General features: G+C 43.2%; 14 protein-coding genes. 6 read left to right on the plus strand and 8 right to left on the minus strand.

What is annotated here, in order from left to right; translation table 11 throughout:
• Positions 1-36 precede the first annotated feature (36 nt).
• The 3 genes from DXD68_RS11380 (at position 37) to DXD68_RS11390 (ending at position 3,348) form a co-directional block, all read left to right on the plus strand.
• Positions 37-240 (plus strand): PspC domain-containing protein, encoded by a 204-nt coding sequence (locus DXD68_RS11380; protein ID WP_122354091.1) that lies wholly within the window; start codon positions 37-39, stop codon positions 238-240.
• On the plus strand, positions 240-2,261 hold the full coding sequence (gene uvrB / locus DXD68_RS11385) for an excinuclease ABC subunit UvrB (protein ID WP_122361615.1): 2,022 nt from the start codon (positions 240-242) through the stop codon (positions 2,259-2,261). Before DXD68_RS11380 ends, uvrB begins: the two co-directional genes overlap by 1 nt.
• A 226-nt stretch (positions 2,262-2,487) precedes the next feature.
• Positions 2,488-3,348: an N-acetylmuramoyl-L-alanine amidase-like domain-containing protein gene (locus tag DXD68_RS11390; RefSeq protein ID WP_122361616.1), complete on the plus strand. Its 861-nt coding sequence runs from the start codon at positions 2,488-2,490 to the stop codon at positions 3,346-3,348.
• On the opposite strand, the gene DXD68_RS11395 is transcribed toward DXD68_RS11390, so the two are convergent.
• Entirely contained in the window at positions 3,342-5,522 is a 2,181-nt protein-coding gene (locus tag DXD68_RS11395) for a DUF5686 family protein (RefSeq protein WP_199715648.1), read from the minus strand. The two genes, DXD68_RS11390 and DXD68_RS11395, sit on opposite strands and share 7 nt — an antisense overlap.
• 162 nt (positions 5,523-5,684) lie before the next feature.
• Here DXD68_RS11395 and DXD68_RS11400 point away from each other — a divergent pair, with 162 nt between their 5' ends.
• Positions 5,685-6,386, plus strand: coding sequence for a Crp/Fnr family transcriptional regulator (locus DXD68_RS11400; protein ID WP_122361618.1), 702 nt, complete (start codon positions 5,685-5,687; stop codon positions 6,384-6,386).
• A 116-nt stretch (positions 6,387-6,502) separates the two neighbouring features.
• Here DXD68_RS11400 and kdsA read toward each other — a convergent pair whose 3' ends face one another.
• The 7 genes from kdsA to prmA form a co-directional block, all read right to left on the minus strand.
• A complete protein-coding gene (gene kdsA, locus DXD68_RS11405; protein WP_122361619.1) occupies positions 6,503-7,306 on the minus strand; it encodes a 3-deoxy-8-phosphooctulonate synthase in 804 nt (267 codons plus the stop codon).
• Complete coding sequence (gene miaA / locus DXD68_RS11410; RefSeq protein ID WP_122361704.1) at positions 7,293-8,234, minus strand: tRNA (adenosine(37)-N6)-dimethylallyltransferase MiaA; 942 nt, start codon at positions 8,232-8,234, stop codon at positions 7,293-7,295. Before miaA ends, kdsA begins: the two co-directional genes overlap by 14 nt.
• Before the next feature lie 69 nt (positions 8,235-8,303).
• Positions 8,304-9,305 (minus strand): type I glyceraldehyde-3-phosphate dehydrogenase, encoded by a 1,002-nt coding sequence (gene gap, locus DXD68_RS11415; RefSeq protein ID WP_007652928.1) that lies wholly within the window; start codon positions 9,303-9,305, stop codon positions 8,304-8,306.
• 236 nt (positions 9,306-9,541) lie between these two features.
• A complete protein-coding gene (locus tag DXD68_RS11420; RefSeq protein ID WP_122361620.1) occupies positions 9,542-9,928 on the minus strand; it encodes a hypothetical protein in 387 nt (128 codons plus the stop codon).
• Positions 9,873-10,283, minus strand: coding sequence for a phage holin family protein (locus DXD68_RS11425; protein ID WP_122361621.1), 411 nt, complete (start codon positions 10,281-10,283; stop codon positions 9,873-9,875). The genes DXD68_RS11420 and DXD68_RS11425 overlap by 56 nt, the downstream gene beginning before the upstream one ends.
• Positions 10,284-10,289: 6 nt before the next feature.
• The gene (locus DXD68_RS11430) at positions 10,290-10,511 is read right to left on the minus strand and encodes a YtxH domain-containing protein (RefSeq protein ID WP_007652933.1); all 222 of its coding nucleotides are present in this window, start codon (positions 10,509-10,511) and stop codon (positions 10,290-10,292) included.
• Positions 10,512-10,599: 88 nt separating this feature from the next.
• Entirely contained in the window at positions 10,600-11,451 is an 852-nt protein-coding gene (prmA, locus tag DXD68_RS11435) for a 50S ribosomal protein L11 methyltransferase (protein ID WP_122361622.1), read from the minus strand.
• A gap of 726 nt (positions 11,452-12,177) precedes the next feature.
• On the opposite strand from prmA, the gene DXD68_RS11440 reads away from it, so the two are divergent.
• Complete coding sequence (locus DXD68_RS11440) at positions 12,178-12,789, plus strand: RNA polymerase sigma-70 factor (RefSeq protein WP_122361623.1); 612 nt, start codon at positions 12,178-12,180, stop codon at positions 12,787-12,789.
• Between the two features lie 57 nt (positions 12,790-12,846).
• The gene (locus DXD68_RS11445) at positions 12,847-13,827 is read left to right on the plus strand and encodes a FecR family protein (protein WP_122361624.1); all 981 of its coding nucleotides are present in this window, start codon (positions 12,847-12,849) and stop codon (positions 13,825-13,827) included.
• Positions 13,828-13,838: the final 11 nt, after the last annotated feature.

Genomic DNA, 13,838 nt, shown 5'->3' on the forward strand with positions numbered 1-13,838 from the left:
TAGTATCTTTACAAAAACAAAATAAAATAGAGCATCATGGAAGAAGCACCAAGAAGACTTTATCGTTCGAATAACGGAATGATTGCCGGAGTATGCGGTGGCATAGCCGATTACTTTGGCTGGGATCCGACACTGGTACGTGTCGGTTATATCCTGTTGAGTATATTTACTGTGTTTTCCGGGGTAATCGCTTATCTGATACTTTGGATAGTTATACCTAAAAAAGGACTATACGAATAATGAATTTCGAGTTATCTTCACCATTCAGCCCGACGGGGGATCAGCCGGAAGCAATAGCGGCTCTTTCGGAAGGCATTCAGAGTGGTGTGCCTTTCCAGACACTGCTTGGAGTGACAGGTTCGGGAAAGACATTTACTATTGCCAATGTGATCAAGGAGGTGCAGAAACCGACTCTGATCCTAAGTCATAACAAAACACTTGCCGCGCAGCTATATAGCGAGTTCAAAGCCTTTTTTCCGAATAATGCCGTAGAGTATTTCGTTTCCTATTACGATTATTACCAACCGGAGGCCTACCTGCCTTCTACGGATACCTATATCGAAAAGGATTTGCAGATCAACGAAGAGATAGACAAACTGCGTCTCCGTACCACCGCTTCTTTGTTGTCGGGACGGAAAGATGTGATCGTGGTCTCTTCTGTCTCCTGCCTGTACGGTATGGCGGACCCGACAGCATTTGCCGAGAAGGTGACGCATCTGGAAAAGGGGATGCAGATCGACCGCGACAAACTGTTGCGCCGGTTTGTGGACGCTTTATATGTGAACAACAAACTGGAGTTTAACAGCGGTTGTTTTCGTGTGAACGGCGATACGGTCGATATTTTCCCCGCCATCGAATCGTTTGACGGTGTGGCTTATCGCATCGAGTTTTGGGGAGATGAGATTGACCGTTTGTCTTCTTTCGACCCGAAGACAGGGCAGGAGATAGATGAACAGGATGAACTGAATATCTATCCGACCAATCTGTTTGTTACTACACAGGAGCGCATCAATGCGGCGATCGGGCAGATCGATGTCGACCTCGGTACGCAGGTGAATTTCCTGAAAGAGATCGGCAAGCACTATGAAGCGAAGCGCTTGTACGAACGTGTCACTTTCGACCTGGAGATGATCCGCGAACTGGGGCATTGTTCGGGTATCGAGAATTACTCCCGCTATTTCGACGGACGTATGGCTGGTGAGCGCCCTTATTGCCTGCTCGATTATTTCCCGAAAGACTTTCTGTTGGTGGTCGATGAAAGCCATGTGACGATACCTCAGATACGTGCTATGTACGGAGGTGATTATTCCCGAAAGAAGAATTTGGTGGAATATGGTTTCCGCTTGCCGGCGGCGATGGATAACCGTCCGCTTATGTTCGATGAGTTCGAATCGCTGACTCCGCTGGCCATTTATGTCAGTGCGACACCGGCTGATTATGAGTTGGAGAAGAGTGAGGGAATTGTTGTCGACCAGGTGATCCGTCCGACCGGATTGCTCGATCCGGTCATTGAGGTTCGTCCGACATTGAATCAGATCGACGACCTGATGGAAGAGATCACGCAGCGTTCAGCCAAAGATGAACGCGTTTTGGTAACGACCCTGACCAAACGCATGGCGGAAGAACTGACCGCTTATCTGACCCGGATGGGAATACGTTGTAATTATATCCATAGCGATGTAGACACCCTGGAGCGTATCCAGATCATGGACGATCTGCGGAAGGGGTTGTTCGATGTGCTGATCGGGGTGAACTTGCTTCGTGAAGGGCTGGATTTGCCGGAAGTCTCTTTGGTCGCTATCCTGGATGCGGATAAGGAAGGTTTCCTTCGTTCCCACCGGTCCCTGACACAGACAGCCGGACGTGCCGCCCGTAATGTGAACGGAAAAGTAATCTTTTATGCAGATAAGATAACAGCCAGTATGCAACTGACCATGGATGAGACGACCCGTCGCAGGGAGAAACAGCTTGCCTACAATGAAAAGCATGGCATTACCCCGAGACAGGTTATCAAGACCTCTGTTTCTTTGTTGGGTGAAAAGCAACCGGCAACAGCCGAACCTTATGCGTATGTCGAACCGGAACCAAACCTGGTTGCCGATCCGGTGGTGAAGTATATGACTCGTCCGCAGCTTGAAAAAGCGATCGACCGTACGAAGAAGCAAATGACGGAAGCTGCTAAGAAACTCGACTTTATCGAAGCGGCCCAGTTTAGGGACGAATTGATTAAGTTGGAGGAGTTACTGAAAACAAAGGTATAAAGAAACTTGTATTATCTGCTTATAGTACAGGAATGTCATGACGATGACAGACTAGTGCCATGCTTGTGGCAGAGCTTTGCCACGGTTATGGCAGAACTCTGCCACAGGCATGGCAAGACTCTGCCAATAGGATGGCAGTCCCGTTAGCATGGCATGAATCCTCTCCTTATTAACCGGTTTGAACCGGAAAGGATAGGGAAGACAAACGATTTAAAACAAAAAAACGATGAACAATAGGAAGAGCTTTTGGATCCTGCTTTTTACCTGTCTGGTTTTTTTCCAGGGACAGGCTGCAGATAAACTATACTATACTGATGCCGACCGTGCCATCTTTGACCGTTATCTTTCCGAAATGATTCCGAAGAAGTCGTTGCCAACCGGAGAACTGATGGTTCAAACTGCCCGCTTCTTTCTGAATGCGCCTTATGTGGCAGCCACTTTGGAGAAAGAGCCTGAAGGCTTGGTGATCAATCTTCGGGAAATGGATTGTATGACATTGGTCGAGAACGTCGTTGCTTTAACGAGAACGATGCAGTCTGCCACCCCCTCTTTTGACGAGTTTTGTAAGAACCTGCAAACAATTCGTTATCGTAACGGGGAAATCCATGATTATACCGACCGTCTGCATTATACGACCGACTGGATTTTTGAGAACCAGCGAAAAGGAATCGTAAAAGACGTTACCCACGAAATAGGAGGGATCTCCCTGCCGGTCGATGTATCTTTTATGTCTGCGCATCCGGACAGCTACAAACCTTTGAAAGACCATCCGGAACGGGTCGCCCGGATCGCAGCCAAAGAAAAAGAGATCAACGCCCGTCCCTATTACTATATTCCTGAATCGGAGATCGACCAACTGGCGGAAGGAATAAAGGAGGGGGATATTGTCTGCTTCGTTACAACCATCAAAGGACTGGATATTTCTCATGTCGGTGTCGTTTGCCGGGTAGGGGATGAGCTGACCTTTATCCATGCTTCTACTACACAAAAGAAAGTGATAGTCAACGAAGCTCCTTTACAGGAATACGTAGAAAGTATCAAGCGGAATAGCGGTATAATGATCGTCCGCCCGCAAATGCATCATTGAAATAACTCGAAGGCGAACTTGATGCCGATGTTCTGATATTTCCATCTGTCGAATCCGGCAAAGGCGGCTATATTGAAAATATGGTTACCGAAACCATATCCTACTTCTGTATAACTCGGCAGAACCGGAGTCCATAGCTGGCTGAAGTAAAACCGCTCGGACAAAATATACTTGGATGTTTTTTTCTTGAAAAGCTGTGACAGGATGAAGGGACTTTCATACATGATATGTCCCTGCACATATTTGTCGGACGCATTGTACCAGAAACTTTTTAGCTGATTGAACACTCCGCCAAATTCATCTCCCCATGATTCCGGGAACTGACGTCGTGAAAAATAACGGAAATCGGCAAAGTAGATAGACTTGGGATTCAGATACACACCTCCGCTGAGATGATAATTGAGTTTCCTGGACAAACCGAGCGCAATGCTTTGGTGAATATCCGCCTCGATCCGTCCGTAGTCACCGGAACTTTTGCCTACTCCCGGAATTGCCCGGGCAAATTCGACTGAAATAGTCGGATAATAAGAATACAGATACTCTTTACGATATCCGTCCATCCAGTAATATTGGCGCGGCGTATATGAAAAACCGATGACAGGAGTAAAATCATGATAGTTCTCATTGATGATCTCTTCGACTCCTTCTCCCGGATTCGATATCTCACTCTTTTTCTTTACCGGAATGCGGCGGTGGTAAGAAACTCCTCCCCACACCTGGAAGCCGTTGAACAGTTCTATATTATTACGTATTTCCGCATAATAGTGTTTGAAGTATTCCAGATTCAAATCATCGAAATTGAACGTGGAGTCTTTCAGCTGTTCATTGATCTCTTTCATGATAGTCGAAGAATAACTTTGGTTCCCGTTACCGATCGAGAGACTCACTATTCCTTTTTTCTCCGGCAGGTACTCCCAGTCGCCTGACAGGGTGAAGAATATCTCCTTTCGCTTGAATACGAAACCGATATCCGGACGGAAACGGATCTGCCGGTCCTTGTCGAAAGTCTTGCTGATACGCAGGCGCTGGCGATATGTGATTCCGTTATGCCCCGAATATCCTAACTGGAAAGGGTTGAATATGCCCGAATATTTGAGACGGGTCGTCTTGTAGTCCATGCTGATCGTATTCGTGAACTTCTCCGTCAACTTCAGATATTTGGTGATATTCGTTGAATCTATTTTCTGTTCATTGTTGTCGTTGTCTACATGATATAGTGATTCTTCTTCCTTCGTTAAGGGAAGATCCCGCTCTTTGTTCCAGAAAGCGGTGTCTGTGATGATAGGGACTGTGTCTGAAGATAACTTATAATATCCGGTCAGGTCCAGCGATCTCTTTTGCTTCGTTTCATTGTCTTCTTCTACCCATTCCACTGCTTTATAGGTGAAAGAGGAATGGTAGCTGGTGGCAATGGCATTCCCCAAAACATGATAGCGCAAATACAGGCTGGCTTTATCCGGAAGGATAAAACGGCGGTAGTCGCGCCCGAACGTCATGATCAGGTTGAATTCGGCAAAGTCGAAGCGGCCGTTCACGTCTATCTTGTCGATGATCCAGGACTGGTCACGGATATACAGGTCACCGCAGATTAGTTTTTGGCTCCATAACTTCGGCATGAAACGTATTTTATAAATCTTTAGTCCGCTGCTGTCACTCACGCTTTCCAGGTCGAAAGTATAGAATTTAAATGCCTGGTTGGTCATGGGCGTGATGATCCCTTCATTATAAATAGTGGAAGAATATACATTCATGTTGAGGAAGCCCAGGGCTTCCTGCTGTTTCTTGTTGTTGGGAATGCTATTCCCGTTTACTGCCCGGAAGTTATGGAGGAAATTGTTGGGGGCATTGAATTTGGAATCGCTGATCATTTCGAAGATCATATCCTTGTTTTTCCGGTCTACGGGGAAAATATGATGGGCAAAACGCATCAGAAAGTTTTGCTTGAGTATTTCCGTCCGTCCCTTTATATATATTTCCGCTTCGTACCGGGAAAGGACATGCTGGTATTTTTCAGCGTTTTTAATGACCTCTTCCATAATGGAATCGGCTTTTATCGACGATTCTTTTTTCTCCTTCAAGTCGGGCAATACCTTATTCCTATAATTGCTTTCAACTTTGGCGAGAGCATCTATAGTCAGTAAAATCAGAGTAAATATCAAAACGTATCTTTTCAACAAATTATCACCCCTTTTGATGCAAACGTAACGAATAAAATTGAAATGAGTAGCAAAAGAAAGTAAAATGTATCCGGTAACACAATTTATAGTATCAAATATTTTACTATTTCAAAAGAAAAGTTGTACATTTGTGCTTCATAAGTATGTTATAAAACAGTCGTGGTTAAGCAACAAAAAGAAGAGGTCGATCTGTCGGCCAGTTTAGCAGAAGTATGGAGAGTTCTGACCGAAAAGGAACGGGACATTCTCCGTAATAATTCGACGATCCAGCATTTCAAACGTAACGAGTTGATCTATTGCGAGGGCGACGAACCAAGGGACATGATGTGCTTACTGAAAGGCAAAGTGAAAATCTTTAAGGAAGGTGTCGGCGGTCGTAGCCAGATCATCCGGATGATCAAGCCTGTACAGTATTTTGGTTATCGTGCTAACTTTGCTCAGGAAAACTATCTGACGAATGCATCTGCATTTGAGGCATCTGTTGTTTGTCTGATACCAATGACGGTTGTTACTGAGCTGTTGATGGGTAACCCGAACTTGGCCATGTTCTTTATTCGCCAGTTATCGTTTGACCTGGGGGTTGCGGACGAACGTACCGTTAACCTGACGCAGAAGCATATCCGGGGGCGTCTGGCAGAATCTTTGTTATTCCTGAAAGATAGTTATGGATTGGAAGAGGACGGGGCTACTTTGAGTATTTACCTGTCGCGTGAAGATTTGGCAAATTTGTCGAATATGACCACTTCCAATGCGATCCGTACTTTATCTACTTTTGTGGCTGAGCGTATCATCGCTATCGACGGTCGGAAGATCAAGCTGATAGATGAGGATAAGCTGAGGAAGATCAGTAAAATGGGATAATAGAATAATTGAAAATTGAAAATGGATAATTGAAAATGAAGAGATTGTAGTCTCTGTTTTTCAATTATCCATTTTTATTTTCTATTAATTTTCAATTTTCAACTCTCGATTTTCAATTATCTAACCGCTTCCCGGATACGTACTAACCGGGTTAACAGACCTTCCAGCAAGTCTAACTGTAACATGTTCGCTCCGTCGGATTTTGCTTTAGCAGGCTCCGGGTGAGTTTCGATGAATAGTCCGTCGGTTCCTACGGCAATGGCTGCTTTCGCTATTGTCTCGATCAGGGCGGGCAGACCTCCTGTGACACCCGATGTCTGGTTGGGTTGTTGTAAGGAATGGGTGACATCCATGATGACCGGATAACCGAATTCCTGCATCTGAGGGATTCCGCGATAGTCGACAACCAGGTCTGTGTAGCCGAATGTTGTGCCTCGTTCGGTGATCATAACGTTGTCATTTCCTGCATCGGCCACTTTCTGTACGGCAAACTGCATGGCTCCCGGAGAAAGGAACTGGCCTTTTTTGATATTGACAATCTTTCCGGTCTTCGCTGCGGCAACCAACAGGTCGGTCTGACGGCAGAGGAAAGCCGGGATCTGAAGGACATCGACATATTCGGCAGCCATGGCTGCTTCGTGTGTTTCATGGATATCCGTAACGGTCGGAACGTTGAAAGTTTCGCTGACCTTGCGTAAGATCTTCAAGGCTTTCTCATCGCCGATCCCGGTAAATGAGTCCAGGCGGGAGCGGTTAGCCTTGCGGTATGAACCTTTAAAGATGTAAGGGATATTCAGCTTTTCGGTGATGCCCACAACCTTTTCTGCAATGCGCAGAGCCATATCTTCCCCTTCGATCACACACGGACCGGCCATCAGGAAGAAGTTGTCTTTATTCTTAAAATCGTTAACTGTTATCATAATTGTTATGTTGTTTTAATAACTCCAATGTCCTTTCGATTTTCTCTTCTGTCGGCAGGGTCGCATCGATCCAATGGATGGTGCATCCCCGGCGTTCCATTCCCCGGAACCAGGTCATTTGCCGTTTGGCAAACTGATGAATAGCTATCTCTAACTGAGAAACCATTTCTTCGTAAGAAAGTTCACCTATAATATATAATGTAAGGTATTTATATTCCAGACCGTAATAAATAAGGTCTTCCGGCTTGACACCCGAAGCAATGATACCTTTCACTTCATCCACCATGCCCTCGTCGAGGCGGGCACGCAGTCGCCTGGATATTTTCTCCCTCCGCAGCTCCCTGTCGATATCTATGCCGATGATCAGACTGTCTATCGGATCATACTCGTTCGCATCCGGAGCCTGTGTTTTGTAATATTCTTCAATCTCGATGGCACGGATCGCCCTCTGTGCCGAATCGACATCCGTCTTGTTGTGCAACACCTTGTAAGTCGCCAGAATCTCTTCCAGTTCAGCCAGCGATTTATTCTTCAACGATTCCCTTAACTCCGGATTCTGCGGAACATCCAGCAGTTTGTATCCTTTCAATACCGCTTCGATATACATCCCTGTTCCTCCGCAAAGGATCGGCAGTTTCCCTTTTTCCTGTATCGCCTGATAAGCGCGGAAAAAATCATGCTGATATTCGAATACATTATATTTATATCCCGGATCACAGATGTCGATTAAGTGATAGGGGATTAGTTTGCCGTTTACGGTATAATCAGCCAGGTCTTTACCCGTTCCGATATCCATGCCGCGATAAATCTGACGGGAATCGGCGCTGATAATCTCCGTATCCAGTCGGTCGGCCAATGCTGCTGCAAAAGGTGTTTTGCCGGAAGCCGTCGGTCCAAGTATCGTTATAAGTTGATATGTTGTTCTCATGGGAACAAAGATACAAAAAAAGCCGTCCCCTTTGCAGAGGACGGCTTCCATATACTGATTTGTATTTGATTACTTACCAGCGATAACGCGAGCCATTTCACAAACTTTGTTTGAATAACCCCATTCGTTGTCATACCAAGAAACGATCTTAGCGAAGTTGTCATCCAAAGAGATACCAGCTTTAGCGTCGAAGATAGAAGTGTTAGAGCAGCCACGGAAGTCAGTTGAAACAACTGCATCTTCTGTGTAACCCAGTACACCTTTCAATTCGCCTTCAGAAGCTTCCTTCATAGCAGCCTTGATGTCGTCCATTGTAGCAGCCTTTTCCAGAACTACTGTCAGGTCAACAACAGAAACGTCAGAAGTCGGAACGCGGAAAGCCATACCAGTCAGTTTACCGTTCAATACCGGCAGAACTTTACCTACAGCCTTAGCAGCACCTGTAGAAGAAGGGATGATATTTTCAAGGATACCACGGCCACCTCTCCAGTCTTTCTTAGAAGGACCGTCTACTGTTTTCTGAGTAGCAGTAGCAGCGTGAACTGTAGTCATCAAACCTTTAACGATACCGAACTTGTCGTTCAATACTTTAGCGATAGGAGCCAAGCAGTTAGTAGTACAAGAAGCGTTAGAGATGATGTCCTGACCTGCGTAAGTTGTGTGGTTAACACCATAAACGAACATAGGAGTAGCATCCTTAGAAGGAGCAGACATGATAACTTTCTTAGCACCAGCCTGGATATGTTTGCGAGCTGTTTCGTCAGTCAGGAAGAAACCTGTTGATTCAACAACAACTTCAGCACCAACTTCGTCCCATTTCAGGTTAGCAGGATCCATTTCTGCAGTCAAACGGATTTTGTTACCGTTTACTACCAGGTTGTTACCTTCTACAGCAACTGTACCATCGAAACGACCGTGTACTGAGTCATATTTCAGCATGTATGCCAAGTAATCAGCATCCAACAAGTCGTTGATACCTACGATCTGAATATCATTGCCGAAGTTCTTAACTGCAGCGCGGAACACCATACGTCCGATACGGCCGAAACCGTTAATACCTACTTTAATCATTGTAATAAAACTTTTATGGGTTTATTAAAAATATTACATAAAATCCAATTAACAGCCACAAGGAGTTGCACATGAAGCCAATATCGTCAGCATTGCGGTGAATGCCATAAAGAGAATCAAATTATGTTTCATTTTTATCCTTGTTTTTAACGACTGCAAATTTAGTCCTATTTTTTTATTCTTCCTTTATAAAAAGGAGAAAAATATGTCCTCTAACATAAATTAAATGTTAGGAGTTATTTCTTTTTCTTAAACAGAAGATTCGTGAACCAGCTTTGGGCCTTTCGGATTCCCCATGTCAGCAAAAAGGGTCTGACAACATCCCAGGCAACCGGGAGCAGTCCTTGTGCTATGCTCAGATAATCGGCGAAACCGATCGGGGTTGCCGGCTGGTCGTTTGTGGCGGCAATAGCGTCGGACGATTCTGTTTTTTTCGATTTAGTGTTTGGAAAGAGTAAGCCGGTAAAGCCGGAAATCAACAGACTGCCTGCATTTTCCTGGATATACAAAAAATCGTCATTCAGTTTTTGTTCCTGTACGACACATTGCCTCCGGATCTGTTCTTTGTCAAAAATCAGCTTCTCCAGCGGTGTCAGCGGCTTGTTTTGTCTCTGTTGTTGCATCGTCTTTTTCGTCGTTACCGTTTAATGCTGCAATCACAACGTTGAGAACGGTGTTGCAGATTCTTTGTTTGTTCATTATAATGAGTCCGATCAGGAGAAGATACAGCACTGCTACGAAAGCAAACCCGGTTCCCATCGAACCGAAAACGTCTCCCATGAAGAACCCTAGTGCCAGGAATATGAACAGGATGGCAAAGAAAGCCAGAAACAATAAGATTAAGCCATACGAAAGAACCGCGATCAACTGCCCGCTTCTCTCGTATGTGCTTAACTTTAAAAGTTCAAGCTTTAACTCTACGTAAGTTGAAACGTCTTCTTTCAGCTCACGAAAGATTTTTCCTGAATCTTTTTCCATAAATGATTATTCAGCTACGATTTCTTCTGTAGCCTTTACAACTTCAGTCTTACCTTCTTTGTACTTGGCGAGAGCGGAATTAAAGCCTTCTTTTACTTTTCCAACTACACCGTTCAATTCTTCCAGTAACTGTTCTCTCTTATCGGTAGCTGCCAGATATCCGACTGCTGCACCTACTGCAGCTCCAACTACCAAACCTAGTAATAATTTAGAATCTACATTTTTCATAACTCTTACATTTAAATGTGTCTACTAAAGTAACGCTTTTCTTTGGATGATAGTTTACTTCAGCATTAACTTTTAATGTTAAATAAAGTTACTGTTTCTGCGTTTTGACTGCCACCCAGTTGTTTTTTTCTGTATGGGAGATGAGATTCAATCCGTTTCGTTTGCATTCGTCTTCGATGGCGGGAATGTCCTGTGTGTAGAACCCGCTCATAAAAAGTAGTGCTCCAGGCTTCATACAGCTGGTATAGTGTTGTATATCGTTCAAAAGTATATTGCGGTTTATGTTGGCAAAGACGATATCGAATGTTCCGAAAGCCGGGATTTGTTCGGCTCCGCCCAATGCGACCTGTATGTTTTCGGTATTGTTCAGGCGGACATTCTCCAGCGCATTGTTGTAAGCCCATTCGTCGATATCGATACCGACCACCTTGCCGGCTTTTTTCATTTTGGCAAGGATGGCGAGAACAGCCGTTCCGCAACCCATATCGAGCAGGTCTTTACCTTCGAGGTCCAGCTTCAGCATTTCACTGATCATCAGGAAAGTCGTCTCGTGGTTACCTGTCCCGAAAGCCATTTTGGGGTCTATTATAATATTATATGTATAGCCTGGTTCCGGTTCGTGGAAAGAGGCGCGGATGATGCATTCGTTGCCGATGCGGATGGGCTTGAAGTAATTCTTTTCCCATTCCTCGTTCCAGTCCTTGCTTTCGATAAGTTGTTCGGTGTAACGGATCGTCACGTTTTCCAGAGGGAACTCTTTCAGTTTGTCGTCCAATGCCTTTACATTATATAATTGATCGGAGATATAAGCCTGCAGGCCGTCTTCGTTTTCAGTGAAACTTTCAAAACCGATCTCTCCCAGTTCGGATGCCAGCACATCGCTGATGACCGTCGTTTCGATAGGCGATTCGTATGTAAATCTCAGTTCGTAATAGTTCATATTTCTATTCTTTAATCATTTGCGGGGACAAAGGTATCGAATATATTTAAATCGTTGGTTGTTCGCCGGATCAATTCTGTTATAAGAGCAGGTTTGGAACCTACTCCTACGAGGTTGGTTATATTGTTTCTCCAAAAACTCGTTTAAAACGAACCCGCATTTCGTTTAAAACGAGTTTTTTTTCGTTTAAAACGGATTTTAAGCTCGTTTAAAACAAGTTTTCGCTCGTTTAAAACGAGATTTGGGTTCCCTGATTGACCTGTATGTATTATATTGTTGATAATTATCGAATTAGCTTCGATTTGATATAAAAAATAGAGCTACCCCGTTTCCGTGCTTAATATTACAAAAATACACAAAAACGTGAGAATAGGGCGATCGGTCTTCGTGAAAACTCCACTGTAAGAAAAATAATTGCCAGTATCAATAAGTATATTTTTCTGTAATTTTTGTATTTATATTTTTTGATACGTATCTTTGCCATACATACTGAAAAAACGTAGAAGCGTTAAATATTATCCTATATTTGAAATCTGGACAATTTCATCACACTGGATAATATCCAAGATGCTCCTACGCCTATGTTGTTATATACTTACCTCAAGAAGGAATCTATATACAATCATAAGCGTGGGGCTATTGTATATTATAGTGTGATGGGCCGTCCAGAGCCTCAAATGTAATAATATCAATAGCTCCTACGCTTTCTCTCTAAATTATACACTTATGTTTGATGTTTCTTTGTTAGACCAGATAAAAGAAGGAAACCGGGAAGCTTTTAATAGTCTTTTTCGTTATTATTATCCCCGTGTTATGGCGTATACTGCTGCTATGGTGGAACAAGAGGTTGCTGAAGATATCGTTCAGGATGTTTTTTTATATGTATGGGAAAATCGCAGGAAGTTATATGCGGGAGAGGGTTTTCATTCCTACTTATTTCAATCGGCTTATACGCGTTGTCTGGATCATCTAAAGAAACAACAATCGGTAGGAAAATACAGTCTACATGTAGAAGAGGCTTATTTGAAGGAGTATAACGAATTATTTAAGGTAGAATCTTCTGTTATGGAAGATTTATATTCGAAAGATTTTTATAAACGGTTGTATGATTTGTTAGATCAACTGCCTGCTCAGCGACGTAAAGTCTTTATTCTGACTTATATAAATGGAATGAAAACAAAAGATGTTGCTACACAAACTCAAATACCACAAAGAACAGTGGAAAGTCACATTTATCTGACTCTTAAATATTTGAAGGGAAAGATGTCTAAAAAAGACTTTTACCTGTTGTATATTTTACTACTTACAGAAGGAATGATTCTGAAAAATATTTCCTGATTATCTCCGTAGTTTTTCCCGTTCGTTCGTTTCGCTTATAAAAAGAGAAATTGACGAATGACATTTGATTACGGACTTTTGGCAAAATATTTAGCAGGTGATATCTCTTCCGATGAAATGGAAGAGGTGATCGATTGGAGCAATTTGTCTTCTGAAAATAAAAAGATATTTTCGGAAGTGATGCGCTTGCATGTTTCATGGGATACAATCCGTTATAAAGATACAGCCTTTGTCGATCAGGCTTTGATGGAAGTTAACAAAAAGATTGATGGTTTAAGTCGTAAACGGCTTCTGCATAAGGTTATGCAATATGCAGCAGTACTTTTGTTTTTGTTTTTCTCCTCTTATGGAGGTTATAAATATTTCAAGTCTGAGACACCTATAAGCATCGTCGTTAAGCCGGGTATTGACATCAAAAAAGTTGTACTTGCTGATGGAACATCTGTTTGGCTGAAAGGCGGATCAACGTTGAAATATCCGAAATCCTTTTCAAACGAAAGTCGTCAAGTTTCTTTGCAGGGAGAAGCTTTCTTTGAAGTGACGAAGAATATGAAAACCCAGGCGTTGTTTAATGTTTTTACCGATTATAATACGATTCAGGTAAGAGGAACTTCATTTGATGTCAAGGTGGATGAAAAAAATAAGACAGTTGAAACGATTCTAGTTAGTGGACGAATAGAAATGTTGGATATGGAACGGAATAAAGTGATGGATGTCTCTCCGGGTGAAAAAGTAACGTATAGTTACAATGAAAATGAATATACGACAGAGGCGGTAGATATAAATATCCAGACGGCTTGGAGGTTAAGGCAGTTTGTTTTTGAGAATACGACTCTGCGCGAAATCGTAAATAAGTTATCCGTAAAATTTAATGTAAACATTAATATCGAATCTTCAGCTCTTGCACAACGTAAATTTCGCTGTGTGATCAATGAAGACGAGGAGCTGGTCGATATTCTGAATCTGTTGGAATATCTGGCTCCGATCCGTTATAAGGTGGAAGGTAAGGAAGTTTTTATATATGAACGAACTAAATAAAAGAATGCCTA

Source organism: Parabacteroides sp. TM07-1AC (assembly GCF_003480915.1).
Lineage (GTDB): Bacteria > Bacteroidota > Bacteroidia > Bacteroidales > Tannerellaceae > Parabacteroides > Parabacteroides chongii.

Coding starts and splice junctions, on each gene's coding strand:
- DXD68_RS11380 (WP_122354091.1), top strand. CDS start 37: ATGGAAGAAGCACCAAGAAGACTTTATCGTTCGAATAACGGAATGATT.
- uvrB (WP_122361615.1), top strand. CDS start 240: ATGAATTTCGAGTTATCTTCACCATTCAGCCCGACGGGGGATCAGCCG.
- DXD68_RS11390 (WP_122361616.1), top strand. CDS start 2,488: ATGAACAATAGGAAGAGCTTTTGGATCCTGCTTTTTACCTGTCTGGTT.
- kdsA (WP_122361619.1), bottom strand. CDS start 7,306: ATGATAACAGTTAACGATTTTAAGAATAAAGACAACTTCTTCCTGATG.
- miaA (WP_122361704.1), bottom strand. CDS start 8,234: ATGAGAACAACATATCAACTTATAACGATACTTGGACCGACGGCTTCC.
- gap (WP_007652928.1), bottom strand. CDS start 9,305: ATGATTAAAGTAGGTATTAACGGTTTCGGCCGTATCGGACGTATGGTG.
- DXD68_RS11420 (WP_122361620.1), bottom strand. CDS start 9,928: ATGCAACAACAGAGACAAAACAAGCCGCTGACACCGCTGGAGAAGCTG.
- DXD68_RS11425 (WP_122361621.1), bottom strand. CDS start 10,283: ATGGAAAAAGATTCAGGAAAAATCTTTCGTGAGCTGAAAGAAGACGTT.
- DXD68_RS11430 (WP_007652933.1), bottom strand. CDS start 10,511: ATGAAAAATGTAGATTCTAAATTATTACTAGGTTTGGTAGTTGGAGCT.
- prmA (WP_122361622.1), bottom strand. CDS start 11,451: ATGAACTATTACGAACTGAGATTTACATACGAATCGCCTATCGAAACG.
- DXD68_RS11440 (WP_122361623.1), top strand. CDS start 12,178: ATGTTTGATGTTTCTTTGTTAGACCAGATAAAAGAAGGAAACCGGGAA.
- DXD68_RS11445 (WP_122361624.1), top strand. CDS start 12,847: ATGACATTTGATTACGGACTTTTGGCAAAATATTTAGCAGGTGATATC.